Origin of the sequence: Comamonas testosteroni ATCC 11996, from assembly GCF_000241525.1 — a bacterium.
Classification (GTDB): Bacteria; Pseudomonadota; Gammaproteobacteria; order Burkholderiales; family Burkholderiaceae_C; genus Comamonas; species Comamonas testosteroni.
In genome coordinates, this window is sequence record NZ_AHIL01000010.1 from 19,371 (window position 1) to 34,482 (window position 15,112).

Consider the following 15,112-nt stretch of genomic DNA (forward strand, 5'->3'; position numbering starts at 1 on the left):
GTCTTTGGGCGAGATTGTCGGTGATTCACATTACTTGTCGTAGACCTATTGCTTGAATTGTTTTGAATTAGTTTATCATCATGCAACTAATTCGCATCTAGCTTCTCGTTCGCATCTTTGCGAGAGATAGCCTTCTTCCATATTGAATGTCTACCTCTGAATCGCTTGCAGTTGCTGCCGGACCCGCGCAGCCGATCGCTCGGATATTCGCGCCTGTTCGCGGGCGCTTGATGCTTGCCGGTCTGAGCGCTGCGGTTGGCACCATGTTCACGCTGGTGCCACTGGCGGTCATCGCGCATATCGTCAAGCAGGCCTTGCTTGATGACTTGGGTGGCATATGGGTCAGCATCGCTGTCGGAGTGCTGTGCATGTTCGTGGGCATGGGTTTGGTGATCGTCGCCGAGCTGATCGCGCATCTGGCAGACAACCGCCTCACTCACGATCTGCGCATTGCTGTAATCAAGCGGCTATCGCAAGTGCCTCTGGGCTGGTTTACGGCCCGCGCTTCGGGGGAGGTCAAGCAGGCGCTGCAGGACGATATCGCGACGTTGCACAGCTTGACGGCGCATTTCTATACCGCCGTGGGGCGTGCGGCCGGGGCGATTGTGATTGCAGTGATTTATCTGTTTGTGCTGGATTGGCGCATGGCGATCTTTGCGCTTCTGCCATTTCCCGGATTCTTCGTTTTTCTCCAGCGCGCAATGAAAGCCAGCAATGCGCACATGCAGGAGTTCGTTGCACGGCTGGGGCGGATCAACAGCGCTACGGTGGAGTTCGCGGGCGGGATTCCGGTCATCAAGGCCTTTGGTGGAGCGAGTCCGGTCCACGCCGGTTACAGAGATGCCGTGGATGGATTTGCCAGTGCCTTTACGGATTTCACTCGCCCGCTGGTGATCTCCATGGCTCGTGCGCATGCATTGATTGCGCCTGTGACCGTACTGGGTGTGGTGCTGGCTTTTGGCGCTGCGTTTGTCGCCATGGGCTGGATGCAGCCTCTTGATGTATTGCCGTTCGCACTTGTCGCGCCTGGTATTTGTGCGCCACTTTTGCTTTTGCATACCTTGCTGCATGACCTGCAAGGTGCTACCGGTGCGGCCCAGCGCGTGCTGGCATTGCTGGACACTCCGGTGCTGCCGCAACCGGCGCCGGGGCTGCCATCGAATCCTGAAGGCAATGCAGTGCGTTTCGAGCAAGTGGGTTATGCGTATGCGGCAGAGCATCAGGTGCTGTCCGGCATCAGCTTCGACATGCAGCCCGGCACCGTCACGGCCGTGGTCGGCCCTTCGGGTTCCGGGAAATCCACGCTGGCACGTTTGCTGTTGCGGTTTTTCGATCCCTCAGAAGGGCGCATCACCCTGGGTGGAGTCGATTTGCGGCAGATCACCAGCACAACCCTGTATCAACGCATTGGCTTTGTACTGCAGGAAGTGCAGCTGATTCACGCCAGTGTGCGCGAGAACATTGCACTGGCTCGTCCATCGGCCACTATTGAGGAAATCGAGGCCGCAGCCCGCGCAGCCCACATCCACGATCGCATTCTGGCGTTGCCGCGTGGCTACGACTCCGTGGTTGGCGAAGATGCGCAGCTCTCCGGTGGTGAGCGCCAGCGCCTGAGCATTGCCCGGGCAGTGCTGCTGGATCCGCCCATTCTCGTGCTGGATGAAGCTACCGCATCTGCAGATGTGGAAAGCGAAGCCTTCATTCAGGACGCACTTTCGCGCTTTGCACGCGGGCGCACCTTGCTGGTGATTGCACACCGGCTCGACACCATCGTGCATGCGGATCGCATTCTGGTGCTGCGCGAGGGAGAGATTGCCGAGCAAGGCAGACATGCGCAACTGCTGGCTGAAGACGGTCTCTATGCGCGGCTATGGCAGCTTGGTGCGTATGCCAGCCCGATGCCAAAGAGTGAGCTGACATGTTGAAGACCTTTTTGAAGTTGCTGGGTGATGATGCACGCCTGCTGCGCCGTTATGCATGGATGGCTGTGGCCTACGGTGTGCTGTGTGGTCTGACGATGGCGGCGTTGCAACCGCTGCTGACGCATTGGTTGCAAGGTGACTGGCGTGCAGCCATGGGCTGGCTTTGCGTGCTGCTGCTGGGCGTGCTGCTGTCATGGATGGCCAGACGTGTAGTGGAGCAGGCGGGCATCCGTGTCGGCGTGGCGGTTCTGCAAAGCGGACGCCATCGCCTGGGCCTCCATATGGCGAGCCTGCCTATAGGCTGGTATACGCCCAAAAATACCGCGCGCATCGGCCATGTGGTGACGCAGGGGATGATGGGCATCGCGCAATTGCCAGCGCATGTTTTCACTCCGCTCATCAGTGGTGCGGCCACGGCCGTGATCGTGTTGGTGGCATTGCTGGTTGTGAGTCCGGTCCTGGGGCTCACTGCGCTGATTGCGCTGCCATTGCTTGCAGGATCGTTCGCATTGACCTCGTCGATGTCGGCGCGCGCCAATGCCGCTTTCCAGCGTGACTTTGCCCAAGCCAGTCAGCGTGTGGTGGAGTTTGCGCAGGCCCAATCCGTGCTGCGCGCGTTCAGCGGAGATGGCCGCAGCACACGCTTTGTGGAGCAGGCCATCACCGAGCAACGTCAATCCGGACTGCAGCTGGTGGTGTTGTCATCGCTGTCCTCCGTATTCTGTGTATGGACCGTGCAGCTGATCTTTGCCGTGCTGCTGGTGGTCGCGATATCCGGTTTGAACGCAGCATCCGGTGGCTCTTTGTCCACAGCGCAAATCATTGCCTTGACGGTTGCGTTATTGCTTGTGGTGCGTTTTATCGAGCCCTTGCAGGAAATCGCCGGCTACGCAGAAGTGCTTAGGAGTGCAGGCTCGCAGCTGCAAGCAGTGCAGGAGCTATTTGCCGTGCAGCCGCTGCCGCAACCGAAGCAGGCAGCTCTTGTCGGCGATTCTTCCGTGGAGTTGCGTGATGTGCGGTTTCAATATCCCGGGTCTGCAAATGAAGTGCTGCACGGTGTGAGCTTGCATGTGCCGCCGCGCAGCATGACGGCGCTGATAGGTGCATCTGGTTCCGGCAAGTCCACGGTGATGCGACTGATCGCCCGTTTCTTTGATGCCACGCAGGGCGAGGTCTTGATCGCAGGCGTGGATGTCCGTGACATTGGCGATGCGCAACTGGCCGGGCAAATCAGCCAGATCTTTCAGGATAGCTATCTGCTTGGCGGCAGCATTGCCGACAACATCCGCATTGGCAAATCGGACGCCAGCGACGCGCAAGTTCTGCAAGCTGCGCATCAGGCCGGGCTTGATGAAGTCATTGCGCGATTGCCAGACGGGGTGCTGACGATGGTGGGCGAAAACGGAGCACGTCTTTCCGGAGGCGAACGACAGCGCATAGCGATTGCCCGGGCCTTGATCAAGGAGTCCCCCATCCTGCTGGTGGATGAAGCCACTGCTGCGCTGGACGCAGAGAACCAGTCCATCATCGCTCAAACACTTGCACGGCTGAAGGGGCAGCGCACGCTCATCGTGATCGCACACCAGCTCTCCACCATTGCCATGGCCGATCAGATTGTGGTGCTGGAAGGCGGCGGTGTGGTAGAGAGCGGATCACCTGCGCAGTTGAAGGCAAGGCAGGGGCGCTATGCCCAGTTGCTTGCGCAGAGCCGCGCTGCCAAAGGCTGGCGCATGGACGCCGTGCAGATGTCCGGGGATGCCGTGTGATGCGCAAGCGTTGGTTGCTGGTGTTTGCTGTGCTGTGCGTGGTGTCCGTTCTGCTGGGGGCGCGGCAGATGGTGTGGTCGGATCTGCTTTCATTCTCCGGCGATGCCTGGCTCACCCTGACTGCAAGCCGCTTGCCGCGTTTGGCGGCGCTGGTGCTTACGGGGGCGGGTCTGTCGGTGTGCGGCGTGATCCTGCAGCACATCGTGCGCAACAAGTTTGTGGAGCCGGGCACCACAGGAGGGCTGGATGCGGCCAAGCTCGGTATCTTGGTGGCGCTGACCGTGATGCCTGCTGCGGGAACCTTGAGCCGGATGCTGTTTGCGCTGGTGTTCTGCCTGATGGCAAGTCTGCTGTTCATTGCCGTGATCCGGCGCATCCAGTTTCGCAATCTGGTGCTGGTGCCCGTCGTCGGTCTGATGTACGGCAGCGTGCTCACCTCCATTGCCGAGTTCTATGCATACAGCCACAACATCCTGCAAAGCATGCAGGGCTGGTTGCTGGGTGATTTTTCCCGCGTGGTGCAAGGCCATTACGAGATTCTCTACCTCATTTTTCCGGTGGTGATACTGGCCTATCTGTATGCGCACCGCTTCACTGTGCTTGGCATGGGCGAAGACATGGCCACGAGTCTGGGCCTGGGTTATGCAGCCACGGCCATCATCGGTTTGGTGCTGGTGGCATTGACGATTTCAGCCACGGTGATTGCGGTGGGGGCGATTCCTTTTGTGGGCCTTGTCGTGCCCCAGCTGGTTGCCATGCGCTGTGGTGAGAACTTGCGACGCACATTGCCACTGGTGGCTTTGGGAGGTGCATCCCTGCTGCTGGTCTGCGACATTGCAGGCCGCCTGGTGATGTACCCGTTCGAGGTGCCTATCGGCCTTACTGCCGGTGCGGTGGGCGGTGTGATGTTCCTGGCGCTGATTGTGCGGGGACTTCGCTGATGCACATGTCGTTGACCAAGACCTGCTGGTTTGCAGCGCTGTCGATTGCACTACTGGTGCTTGCTTTTGTGCTGCTGGGCTCCGGACTGGATACGGATTATGTGATCCCCAAGCGCCTTGTACGCCTTGCATCGATTGTCATTGGCGGCATCTGCGTGGCTGTGTCGGCCATAGTGTTTCAGGCGCTGGTGAACAACCGCATTCTGACGCCCTCCATCATGGGTTACGAGGCTGTGTATCTGCTGTGGCAGGCCATGCTGCTGTTGCTGCTGGGTACACATGGCTTGAGCATGCTTGGCGTACACGGGAACTTCCTCGTCTCCGTGCTGCTGATGCTGACCTATTCATGGGCACTTCAATGGTGGCTGTTGCGCCGCGGCCGCAATGATGTCTATGTGTTGCTGCTGCTCGGTCTGGTGCTGACCATGGTGATTGGCACGTTCACCCAGTTTGTACAACTGCGCATCAGCCCCGGCGAGTTCGCAGTGTTTCAGGGCGTGAGCTACACATCTTTCAATCGTGCCAAGCCGCAGACTTTGCTCTATGCCGGCATTGCGGTGGCGGTTGCCTGTGCCGTGGTCCGCAAGACGTTGGCGGTGCTGGATGTGCTGGCTCTGGGGCGTGAGCAGGCCATTTCTCTGGGCGTGCCGCATGGCCGGTATTTGCAGCTCTACCTGGCGCTGATCGCCATTTTGGTGGCGCTGTCCACCAGCCTTGTGGGACCCACGGCCTTCATGGGCATCTTTGTGGCCAACATCGTCTACGCCCTGGTGCCGAATGCACGCCACCGCGTCACGCTGCCGCTGGGGTGTGCGGTTGCCATTGCCATTTTTCTTGCCGCTCAACTGCTGGTTGAGCATGTTTTCAACTACAAGACCACCGTCAGCATTCTGGTGAATCTGGTGTGCGGTGTGTATTTCCTGGCACTGATTGTGCGCAAACGGGGTGCAGCATGATGGGTGTCAACCATCTTTCCAAACAATATGGCGGCAGGACGGTGTTGTCAGACGTGAGCGTGGAGTTTCCTGCTCAGCGCGTCACATCGCTGATCGGACCCAATGGTGCGGGGAAGTCCACGCTGCTCATGCTGATGGCACGCTTGCTGGAGCCCAGCAGCGGTGCGATTCAGTGGCAGGCACGTGACGTCAGCCGAATTCCCGTTGCCGAATACGCACGGCATGTTGCCACGCTGCGTCAGGCCCCCGGCTTCAATATGCGCCTGACGGTGGAAGAGCTGGTCGCTTTTGGACGTTTCCCGCATAGCCGTGGCGCGCTGACTGTTCAGGATCGCCGAGCCATGGATGAGGCAATCGCCTTTCTGTCTTTGGAGTCGCTGCGTCACGCTTTCATCGATGAAATCAGTGGCGGTCAGCGGCAGATGGCATTTCTCGCAATGACGATTGCGCAGCAGACAGATGTGCTGCTGCTTGACGAGCCACTCAACAACCTCGACATGAGGCACGCCGTACAGATCATGCGCGCACTGCGTCGCCTCTGCGACGAGCAGGGCCGCACCGTGATTCTGGTGATTCACGACATCAACTTTGCGGTCAATTACTCGGACCACATAGTCGCTCTCAAGAACGGAGCCCTGCGCTTTTGCGGCCCCGCTCAGGACGTGGTGACCGAGACGCGCATGGCCGATCTGTACGAGCTGGATTTCGAGATCACGCGCAATCAGCGTGGCTGTTTCTGCAATTACTTCACATCCAGGGAAGATCACTCATGAATTCGTTGCGCAGGCAACTCCTGCTCTCTGCTGCCGGCATGGCGGCTTTGTCCTCCGCGCCCGGCATGGCTCACGCCTATGAGCCTATTTCCATCCGTCACAAACTGGGCACCACGCTTATCAAGCGTCTGCCGCAGCGTGTGGCTGCGCTGGAGATGAACGAGGTGGACTTCCTCGATCAGCTTGGCGTGCCCGTTGCGGGAATGGTGAAGGACTACGTTCCCCATTTCCTCGCCAAGTACAAGGGCGACGCCAGGGTGCAGGATCTCGGCGCCATCGTACAGCCCAATCTGGAGCGTGTGCACGCGCTGCGGCCGGATCTCATCCTGATGACATCGCTGCAGGCCGGCAAATACGAGGAGCTGGCTGAAATTGCCCCCGCCTTGTACTACGAGGTGGACTTCAAGAACAGCGAGAAGGGACATATCGAAGTCGTGAAGAACCATCTACTGACCCTGGGCCGCATATTCAACAGGGAAGGGCTTGCCAGCGCCAAGGCTGCAGAGCTGGATGCACAGGTCCAACAGGTGCGGCGCATCACGCAAGGTCGGCCGGAGCGGGCCATGATCGTGTTGCACAACAACGGAGCTTTCAGCTCTTTCGGTCTGCAATCGCGTTACGGCTTCGTGTTCAGCGCGCTGGGCGTGAAGCCCGCAAGCTCTGCGCTGGAAACCAGTCTGCATGGGCAACCCATCTCCAGCGAATTCATCCAGCAGGCGGATCCGGAGATCCTTTATGTGGTGGATCGCACTGCGGTGATGGAGCGCCGCCCCGTCATCAATGCCGATGGCATTGCCAATCCCTTGCTGCGCCAGACCAAGGCCTGGAAGAACGGTCGCGTGGTGTTTGTCGATGCAGATGCCTGGTACACCACAGGCGCCAGCCCAAGCTCACTGAAGCTGATGTTTAGCGATGTGCTCAAGGGCTATTCGCGCTGATTGCTTCTTTATTTGTCGTAGCCAGGTTCATACCCAGCCAGCAGTTCTATTAAGCATGCGGTGCAAAAACGTCATGCATGTATCGACAGGAATCGGGTATGCCCAAGAACCCAGGTCTCATTTCACAAAACTCTCTGACGACTCCTCCATTTGCGCGCCGGCGCAGCGTGATGTGCCCCTATGTGCTGCTGGGACTGGCCATGGGCAGTCAACTGGCGGGCGCGGCGCACGCCCAAGTGCAGACCAGCGATGCCGAGGCCACTCTGCCACAGGTCACTGTGCAAGAAAAAGTCGCTCCCGTTACCGCTCCCTATGCGGGGGGGCAGGTCAATTCCGGCGGTCGTGTCGGCCTGTTGGGAGACAAGGACTTCATGGAGACGCCCTTCAACACCATCAGCTATACCGAAAAGTTCACGCAGGATCGTCAGGCACAGACCATTACCGATGTGATCTCAGCCACCGATCCCACGGTGTTCAGCAATGGGGTTGCAGCGTCATGGAGCGAGAACTACTCGATTCGCGGTTTCTTTTCGGGCAGCTCTGACATGACGCTGGGCGGTCTCTATGGCATGGCACCGTACTACCGCACCACGCCGGAGATGTTCGAGCGCATCGAAGTCCTCAAAGGACCGTCCGCATTGCTCAATGGCATGCCCCCTGGAGGATCAGTGGGGGGATCCGTCAACCTGGTTCCCAAACGCGCTGCCAGCGATCCCATCACGCGGCTGACTACCACCTATATGTCGGATTCGCAGTTTGGCGGCCATATTGATCTGGGACGCAGATTTGGCGCAGACAAGCAGTTCGGCATCCGCTTCAATGGTGTTTACCGTGGAGGTGAAGGGGCGGTAAACCAGCAGGACAAGAAATCCAGGCTTGCTTCGCTGGGTCTTGACTGGCGCGGCGATCGAGCCCGGATCTCCGCCGACTTCTACTCCAGCGATGACCGCGTGAACGGCGTGACACGAGGTATCAGTCTGGCCCCGGGTGTAGCCATTCCCAGGCCGCCCAAGCCTGAGACCTTGCTGAACCCCAACTGGTCGCATGTGCACAACCAGGACAAGGCGGCGATGGTGCGCGGTGAATTCGATGTGAACGATCAGGTAATGGCTTACGCGGCCTTCGGCGTCAGCAAAACCGACTATGAATACAACGGCGCGATGTCGGCTCAGGTGCTCAACGCTGCGGGCGATTTCAAGACCTCTATGGGACAACTGGCCTTCGAGCAGAAAAAGCGTTCGGCTGAAATTGGTCTCAAGGGAAGGCTCCAGACCGGAGCCATCAAGCATCAATGGGCGCTTAATGCAACGCACTATGCTCACAAGCAGGACGACTATGGACGCCGCAGCGTGCCGGGTGCAGACTGGACCACCAACCTCTACAACCCGGTCTGGGGGCCGGAAGCGCCCTTTGTTGCGCCGCACATCTCACACACCGAGGTGCGCCTGAGCAGCTATGGTCTGGCGGACACCATGTCATTTGCCGAAGATCGCGTGCAACTCACCCTGGGTGTGCGCCGCCAGCAAGTGGTCAGCGACGCCTTCAGCATCACCACGGGGGCGCGGACCTCGCGATATGACCAAAGTGCCACATCGCCTGCTGCGGCATTGCTGTTCAGGGCGACGGAGCATGTTTCGGCCTATGCCAATTACATCGAAGGCCTGAGCCAGGGCGCAACCGCACCAATGACCGCTGCAAACGCGGGTGAAGTGTTTGCGCCTTACAAGACCAAGCAGAAAGAAGTGGGTGTCAAACTTGATCTTGGGGAATTCGCGCACACGCTCAGTCTGTTCGAGATCACACGCCCCAGCAGCTATACGGACCCGGTCACCAATATCTTCTCGTTCGGCGGGGAGCAGCGCAATCGCGGCATCGAATGGGGTTTCTGGGGATCACCGCTGCGTGGCGTACGCATGATGGGCGGGATTGCCTACACCGCCCCCAAGCTGACGCAGACTGCAGGCGGTGTCAATCAGGGCAAAGTAGCCACGGGTGTACCCAAGCTGCAAGGAAAATTGGGTGCTGAATGGGATGTTCCTGCCATTCCCGGGCTGACTGTTACGGGTAATGCAACGGCGGTGTCCAAGCAATATATCAGTGCGGACAACAGCCTTTGGGCGGCAGGTCGTGTGACCTACGACCTCGGTGCACGCTATGCAACCAAGGTCGCCGGCAACCCAGTCACGTTTCGTGCGACGGTGCTGAACGTTTCCAACAAGGCCTATTGGGGCATGCCACTGCTGTCCAGCTTGGCACTGGGGGCCCCACGCACGCTTGCACTGTCGGCAACGGTTGACTTCTGACGCGAGCGTGCTGGAGGGGGGGCTGGAGTTTGCAGCCAGGCCTCTGGTCTCCAGGTCGACGACGCTCTTGCTAATTCCGAACAGATACGGATCCGAGATCCTTTGACGACGGCCGCGCAGCGAATGCATCTGTGCGACCGCTTTTCATGTCTGCGATGACGCCCGGCCGGACCGGATCTGGCCTGGCAGAGGGCCGTGCCCGCTGGGCGGTGGGGCTTCTTAATAAGTGAGAATGGGTATCATTTATGTAGAATCGTTGCATTTCCAATGCACGAGAGACTTCGGTGCCCATCCACGCCAACAGCATCGCCAGTGAAGCACTTGGCAGCATGTACACACTGCACAACCGCTGGCTGATCTCCTGGCTGCAGCGCAAGCTTGGTGACCGCTGCGATGCGGCAGACATTGCGCAGGACACATTCACGCGCATTTGGACAACGGCCAGAACGCAAGCAATCGAAGACATCAGAGAGCCCAGGGCTTATCTGACAACCGTTGCCAGGCGATTGATGATCAATCACCTGGAACGCCGCTCGCTTGAACAGGCATATCTTGCCTCCTTGCAGCTGTTGCCTGAGGCCACAGCGCTCTCCGCGGAGGCCCGAGCCATCTTGCTGGAGACCCTGGAAGAGCTGGATGCATTGCTGGGAGAGCTTCCAACGAAAGTTCGCACTGCATTCCTGCTTTCACAGCTCGAAGGGCTTGCTTATGAGGAGATCGCCACGCAGATGCAAGTAAGCGTGCGTACGGTCACCCGCTATATGGCGCAAGGCTTCCGGCAATGCCTGCGTGTGATGCTGGATGCCTGAAATGAGTGCAATCGATGCAAGCATTCTCGATGAGGCCGCTCAATGGCTGGCTCGCCGGCATGCATCGGACTTCAGCGAAGCTGAGCAGGCCGAGCTTGCTCGATGGCGCAGCCTCAGTGCAACTCACGAGGAAATCTGGCAACGCATAGAGCAGCTGAAATTCCGAATGGATAGTGTTCCTTCGGCAGTTGGCATGGCCGTTCTGGATCGTCCACGTGCTGCAGGAAATCGCCGGCAGATTCTGCGTGCATCGGCACTCGCTCTGGCAACTCCAATGCTTGGCTGGCTCTCCTACCGCTATCTGCCATGGCACATCTGGAATGCGGACTTCAGAACAGCAACAGGCGAGCGACGCGAACTGACCTTGGCTGACAACAGTCAGGTGCTGTTGAATACGGCTTCCGCAATAAGCGTTCAGTTCGATGGCAAAGAACGTCTGATCCAGCATCTTGCTGGTGAGATTCTGGTGGAAACCGCACACCTGAGCGAATACAAGACTTTGCCCTTTGTTGTCCAGACTGCCGATGGGCGGCTGCAGGCACTGGGCACCAAATTCATCGTTCGAAAGCATGCGCGAAGCACGACGTTGTCGGTGCTGCAAGGCGCGGTGCAGGTCATGCCTGCGCATTCCAGGCAATCCCTTGTCGTGCAGGCTGGCGAGCAAGTGAACTTCGATGCTCACAAGGCGGGGGCCTTCACTTCGCTGCCGCCCCACGCCGATGCCTGGACTCGGGGTGTGTTGTATGCCGAGAACATGCGCCTGGCTGACTTCCTGGAGGAGTTGCAGCGCTATCGCGAAGGAATCCTGCGCTGTGATCCAAGTGCTGCTGAGCTGCTCGTGTCTGGCACATTCCATTTGCGCGATACAGATCGCATTCTCGAGTTGCTGGCTCGGACCATGCCAATCCATAGGCAGCAACGCACCCGTTACTGGATAACCGTCACGCGTTCCTGAAGTTTCTCAGGATCTGGCTCTCGCATGCCGTCCTCCGAAATTCAGGTGGCAGCGATGACTCTGTCAAATCGCTGTCCTGTTTTTCAATCTCGCCTGTCAAGTGCATCAAGCCCCGTTTATTGACAGCCAAGAGGATTGAGCAGATGCCTGAAAAATACGTCCGGAAACTCAACAGGAACGCCAAAGCGACGCGACAGCACCCGGTCGCAACGGCAGTCGGAGGAATTCTTGTTGCCATCGTCGGCACAACCGCTATCGGTTTGCTCATGCCAGCGGCTTACGCTGCAGATCAGGTTACCAGTCCTGCGCAGAAGTCCTATCAGGTATCCGCTGGCCCGCTCGGTCCTGCACTGATGGATTTTGCAGCTCAGGCAGGCATCAATCTCAGCGTGGACCTGAGCAGACTCAAGGACAAGCGTACAGCCGGCCTGTCTGGTTTCCACACCGTCGATAGCGGTTTTGCACATTTGCTGGAAAGCTCGGGACTGAATGCACTTCGTCTAAGTGAAGGCAACTATGCACTGGAAGTCCCGGGGACCACCAAGGCATCCATCGAGCAAAAGAGCAGTGCTTCCGTGCCCGCCAGCGACCAAGGCTCTCCCGAACTTGCCGCCGTTACGGTGATGGCACGTACCCAGAATAATCTCGTTGCGCCGTCTAGGCAGGTCAGTATTCTCGAAGGTGAAGAAGTTCAGCAACTTCGGCAAGGCTCCGACAGTCTGGCAACCATGCTCAGCAAAGTCGTCCCAGGGATGGCAGATTCCAGCCACACAATCACCGACTATGGGCAGACTCTGCGTGGCCGGAACATGCTTGTCCTCGTGGACGGCGTTCCGCTGAACACCAATCGCGACTCATCCAGAAACCTCGCCAACATCAACCCAGCGGACATCGAACAGATCGAGGTGCTTCGCGGCAGCAGCGCCATCTACGGCAGCGGCGCAGCAGGCGGCATCATCTCTGTGCGTACCAAACGCCCATCGGGCGAGACCAAAGCAGAGACCATAGTGACGGGATCTGCACCGCTGTCCAAACTCAGAGGCGCCGGGCTTGGAGCTGAAATCCAGCACTATCTTTCTGGCGGCGGCGATGTGGTCGACTATTCCGTCAGCCTGGGCGCCAAGCATGTCGGAGGCTCATTCGATGCCAAGGGGCGCCGCATTGCACCCGAGCCTAGCCAGGGAGACTTGTTCGACTCCGATATTTACAACGCGTCCGCCAAGATCGGCTTCAAGCTGGACGCAAATCAACGGCTTCAGTTCTCCGCGAGCCATTACAACGCCAGCCAGGACACCGACTATGCATCCGATCCGTCAGTGGCCCGCTTGCCCGCAGGTACGGCTGCAGCCAGGCCTATCAAGGGCTTGGTACTTGCAGATCAAAACCAGATCAAGAACACCATGCTGGGTCTTGACTATGAGAACCGCGATCTCGCGGGCAGCGCCGTGGCGGCTCAACTCTATTACCGGGATTTTTATACGCGCTTTGCGCCCTTCGATGCGCGCGCCGTTCCTGTGCGAGGCGCCAACGTCGATCAGTCGATGCAGAACTCCGATGTGTTCGGTGGTCGCCTGACCATCAAAACACCTCTCGGACAAGAGAAGAACACCTTGCTGATCTGGGGAGCGGACTTCAATCACGAGCGCACCGACATGCCGATCGATATCTTTGATCCCAAGGCCTATGACGCCAGTGGAGGTCTGGTGTTCAACAAGATTGGCCGCTTGATCTATATGCCTCAGGTCACGACCCGAAGCATTGGCGCCTTTGCCCAGTTGCAACACAAATTCAGCGATCAGTGGTCTGTGGAGGGCGGGGCGCGCTACGACCGAGCTCAGGCCAGCTTCAACGACTTCACCCCTTTGTCGCAATCGAAATTGCCCAGCCCCCAGTCCGTGGCTGGCGGTACCGTTAAATATGGCTCATGGTCTTACAACCTGGGCACGGTTTTTGCACCTGTCAAGGGGCACGAGTTCTATGCGTCCTACAGCCAGGGCTTTGAGCTGCCGGATATCGGGGTCGTGGTACGCAATGCCACAGCGGGCTTCAACATCGACAACTCCAACCTGCAGGCAGTCAAAACAGATACCGTAGAAGTCGGTTGGCGCGGGAAGTTTTCCAACGTCATTGCCAACCTGGGAGCCTTTCAATCGAGCTCCGACCTCGGCGCCGTGCAGAGCTTCAACAACGGACTCACGCTGCTGCGAACCAAAGAAAAAATCCGGGGGATCGAAGGTGGCCTCGACTACTTCAGCGACGATGACCGCTGGAGCAGCGGTGGGAGCATTACCTGGATGAAGGGTCGTGAACTCCCGCAGGGCTCAAGCCTTTATCAAGACATGACGGGCTATCGTATTCCGCCCCTCAAACTGACTGCCTATGTGGAATACCGTCCCAATGCCAGCTGGAGCCACCGCATCCAGGCAAGCACATATGCCTCCAAGGATTACCGCCTGGATGGCAAGACCAGCTTTGGGCGCCATGACACCAGAGGCTACACCACAGTGGACTTGATCAGCCAATGGAAAATCGATTCCAAGAACCGCGTATCGCTCGGTGTGGAAAACCTGCTCAACCGCAACTACTTCCCGCTATACAGCCAGCTGCTTCGCAATAACAACAACACCAGCCGCCTGCCTGCAGCGGGCACGGTATTGCGAGTCAGCTATGCACACACTTGGTAGATGCGCGTCATACCAGCCGATCGAAGAATGGCGATGATTTGCGACAGCAGCGCCTGATCTGATTGAGCTGTTTTGATGGCGAGGCACTGCATCTGCTGCCTGCCGCATTCTTGACAGCGTTCCCTGAGAGTCTGCCGCCCTTAGCTGAACTCCTGCGTCCGGTAAGGAATGACAGCTATCGGCAACCCATGGTCGACGGGCAAAAAGATGCAGCGATATGAGGCGCCTGGACGTGTCTGTTTCAGGGGGCTGAATGGTGTTTACGACGTTGTCGATCTGGAGCATCGACTTGTCAGGTGCAAAGGGCCTGGCTTGTTGACTTGGCTCAATATGAGCTGGGGCAAAGCCCGGCACAGTGTGGCGCATATGTTCACCATGCCCTCCATGTCGCAAATCGCTTCCACGTTTGGGCAGCCTGAGAGCTTTGCTCCAGGCTCTTGGCTCAGGCAACGTCGCCAACCCCTCGATTCGGTGCTGTATCTGGAAAGCGGCAGCGTGATGCTCGGGGTCGGGCAGGATTCAGCCATGCGCCATCAGCTGGGGCAGGTGGAAGGGCCGACTTGGCTGGATGCCGCTTTTGCGCTGCAAGAGCGTCCTTCCTGCCTCGATATGCAGGCGCAGACGGCTGGGCGCATCTACGTCATTCCGCTGGCGCGCTTTCTAAGCTCTGTGGCGGAGCTCGCTCCTGCCGTGCAGCACTTGCTCAAAGATCTGGCCGGGGCCTATTGCGCGCAGACCGAGCTGGCGGTCAGTCGCCTGGCTCAGGACGCCGAAGCTCGCTGCGCCCAGTGGCTGCTGAACCATGCGAGCCCGGGGGGAAATGGCAATGCCCTGCATGTCACGCTCAAGGCACGCAAGCGCCTGATTGCAGCGCAACTGGGTATTGCGCCGGAAACATTCTCGCGCGTGCTCAGGCAGTTGCGAGAGCATGGGCTGATTGCCGGGCGAGGCAATGTCATTGAATTACCCAAGCCCGGCGCACTGGAGGTGCTGGCGCTGGGGTAAATACCGGGCCGGGTTGCAGGCCATGCAGCGCTTGGCTTGTGCTCTGAGCAGGAGCTTGCG

The 15,112-nt window shown here is 58.7% G+C and carries 11 protein-coding genes; all 11 read left to right on the plus strand.

Going from position 1 to position 15,112, the window contains the following annotated elements:
• Nucleotides 1-146 precede the first annotated feature (146 nt).
• The 11 genes from CTATCC11996_RS03830 (at nt 147) to CTATCC11996_RS03880 (ending at nt 15,052) form a co-directional block, all read left to right on the plus strand.
• Nucleotides 147-1,925: an ABC transporter ATP-binding protein gene (locus tag CTATCC11996_RS03830; protein WP_034348193.1), complete on the plus strand. Its 1,779-nt coding sequence runs from the start codon at nt 147-149 to the stop codon at nt 1,923-1,925.
• The gene (locus CTATCC11996_RS03835; protein ID WP_003073307.1) at nt 1,919-3,688 is read left to right on the plus strand and encodes an ABC transporter ATP-binding protein; all 1,770 of its coding nucleotides are present in this window, start codon (nt 1,919-1,921) and stop codon (nt 3,686-3,688) included. Before CTATCC11996_RS03830 ends, CTATCC11996_RS03835 begins: the two co-directional genes overlap by 7 nt.
• Nucleotides 3,688-4,629 carry an ABC transporter permease gene (locus tag CTATCC11996_RS03840; protein ID WP_003073309.1) on the plus strand — a complete coding sequence of 314 codons (942 nt, stop codon included), beginning with the start codon at nt 3,688-3,690 and terminating at the stop codon, nt 4,627-4,629. Before CTATCC11996_RS03835 ends, CTATCC11996_RS03840 begins: the two co-directional genes overlap by 1 nt.
• Entirely contained in the window at nt 4,629-5,585 is a 957-nt protein-coding gene (locus tag CTATCC11996_RS03845) for an iron chelate uptake ABC transporter family permease subunit (RefSeq protein WP_003073311.1), read from the plus strand. Before CTATCC11996_RS03840 ends, CTATCC11996_RS03845 begins: the two co-directional genes overlap by 1 nt.
• Complete coding sequence (locus CTATCC11996_RS03850; RefSeq protein WP_034348195.1) at nt 5,582-6,358, plus strand: iron ABC transporter ATP-binding protein; 777 nt, start codon at nt 5,582-5,584, stop codon at nt 6,356-6,358. Before CTATCC11996_RS03845 ends, CTATCC11996_RS03850 begins: the two co-directional genes overlap by 4 nt.
• On the plus strand, nt 6,355-7,296 hold the full coding sequence (locus CTATCC11996_RS03855; RefSeq protein WP_003073314.1) for a siderophore ABC transporter substrate-binding protein: 942 nt from the start codon (nt 6,355-6,357) through the stop codon (nt 7,294-7,296). The genes CTATCC11996_RS03850 and CTATCC11996_RS03855 overlap by 4 nt, the downstream gene beginning before the upstream one ends.
• A 98-nt stretch (nt 7,297-7,394) precedes the next feature.
• On the plus strand, nt 7,395-9,599 hold the full coding sequence (locus CTATCC11996_RS03860) for a TonB-dependent receptor (protein WP_003073316.1): 2,205 nt from the start codon (nt 7,395-7,397) through the stop codon (nt 9,597-9,599).
• 329 nt (nt 9,600-9,928) lie between these two features.
• Nucleotides 9,929-10,408: a sigma-70 family RNA polymerase sigma factor gene (locus CTATCC11996_RS03865; RefSeq protein WP_003073318.1), complete on the plus strand. Its 480-nt coding sequence runs from the start codon at nt 9,929-9,931 to the stop codon at nt 10,406-10,408.
• A gap of 1 nt (nt 10,409) precedes the next feature.
• Nucleotides 10,410-11,363, plus strand: a complete 954-nt coding sequence (locus tag CTATCC11996_RS03870) for a FecR domain-containing protein (RefSeq protein ID WP_003073320.1) — start codon at nt 10,410-10,412, stop codon at nt 11,361-11,363.
• Nucleotides 11,364-11,506: 143 nt separating this feature from the next.
• Nucleotides 11,507-14,047 (plus strand): TonB-dependent receptor, encoded by a 2,541-nt coding sequence (locus CTATCC11996_RS03875; protein ID WP_034348202.1) that lies wholly within the window; start codon nt 11,507-11,509, stop codon nt 14,045-14,047.
• A gap of 366 nt (nt 14,048-14,413) precedes the next feature.
• On the plus strand, nt 14,414-15,052 hold the full coding sequence (locus tag CTATCC11996_RS03880) for a Crp/Fnr family transcriptional regulator (RefSeq protein WP_034348203.1): 639 nt from the start codon (nt 14,414-14,416) through the stop codon (nt 15,050-15,052).
• The last annotated feature ends 60 nt before the right edge of the window (nt 15,053-15,112 follow it).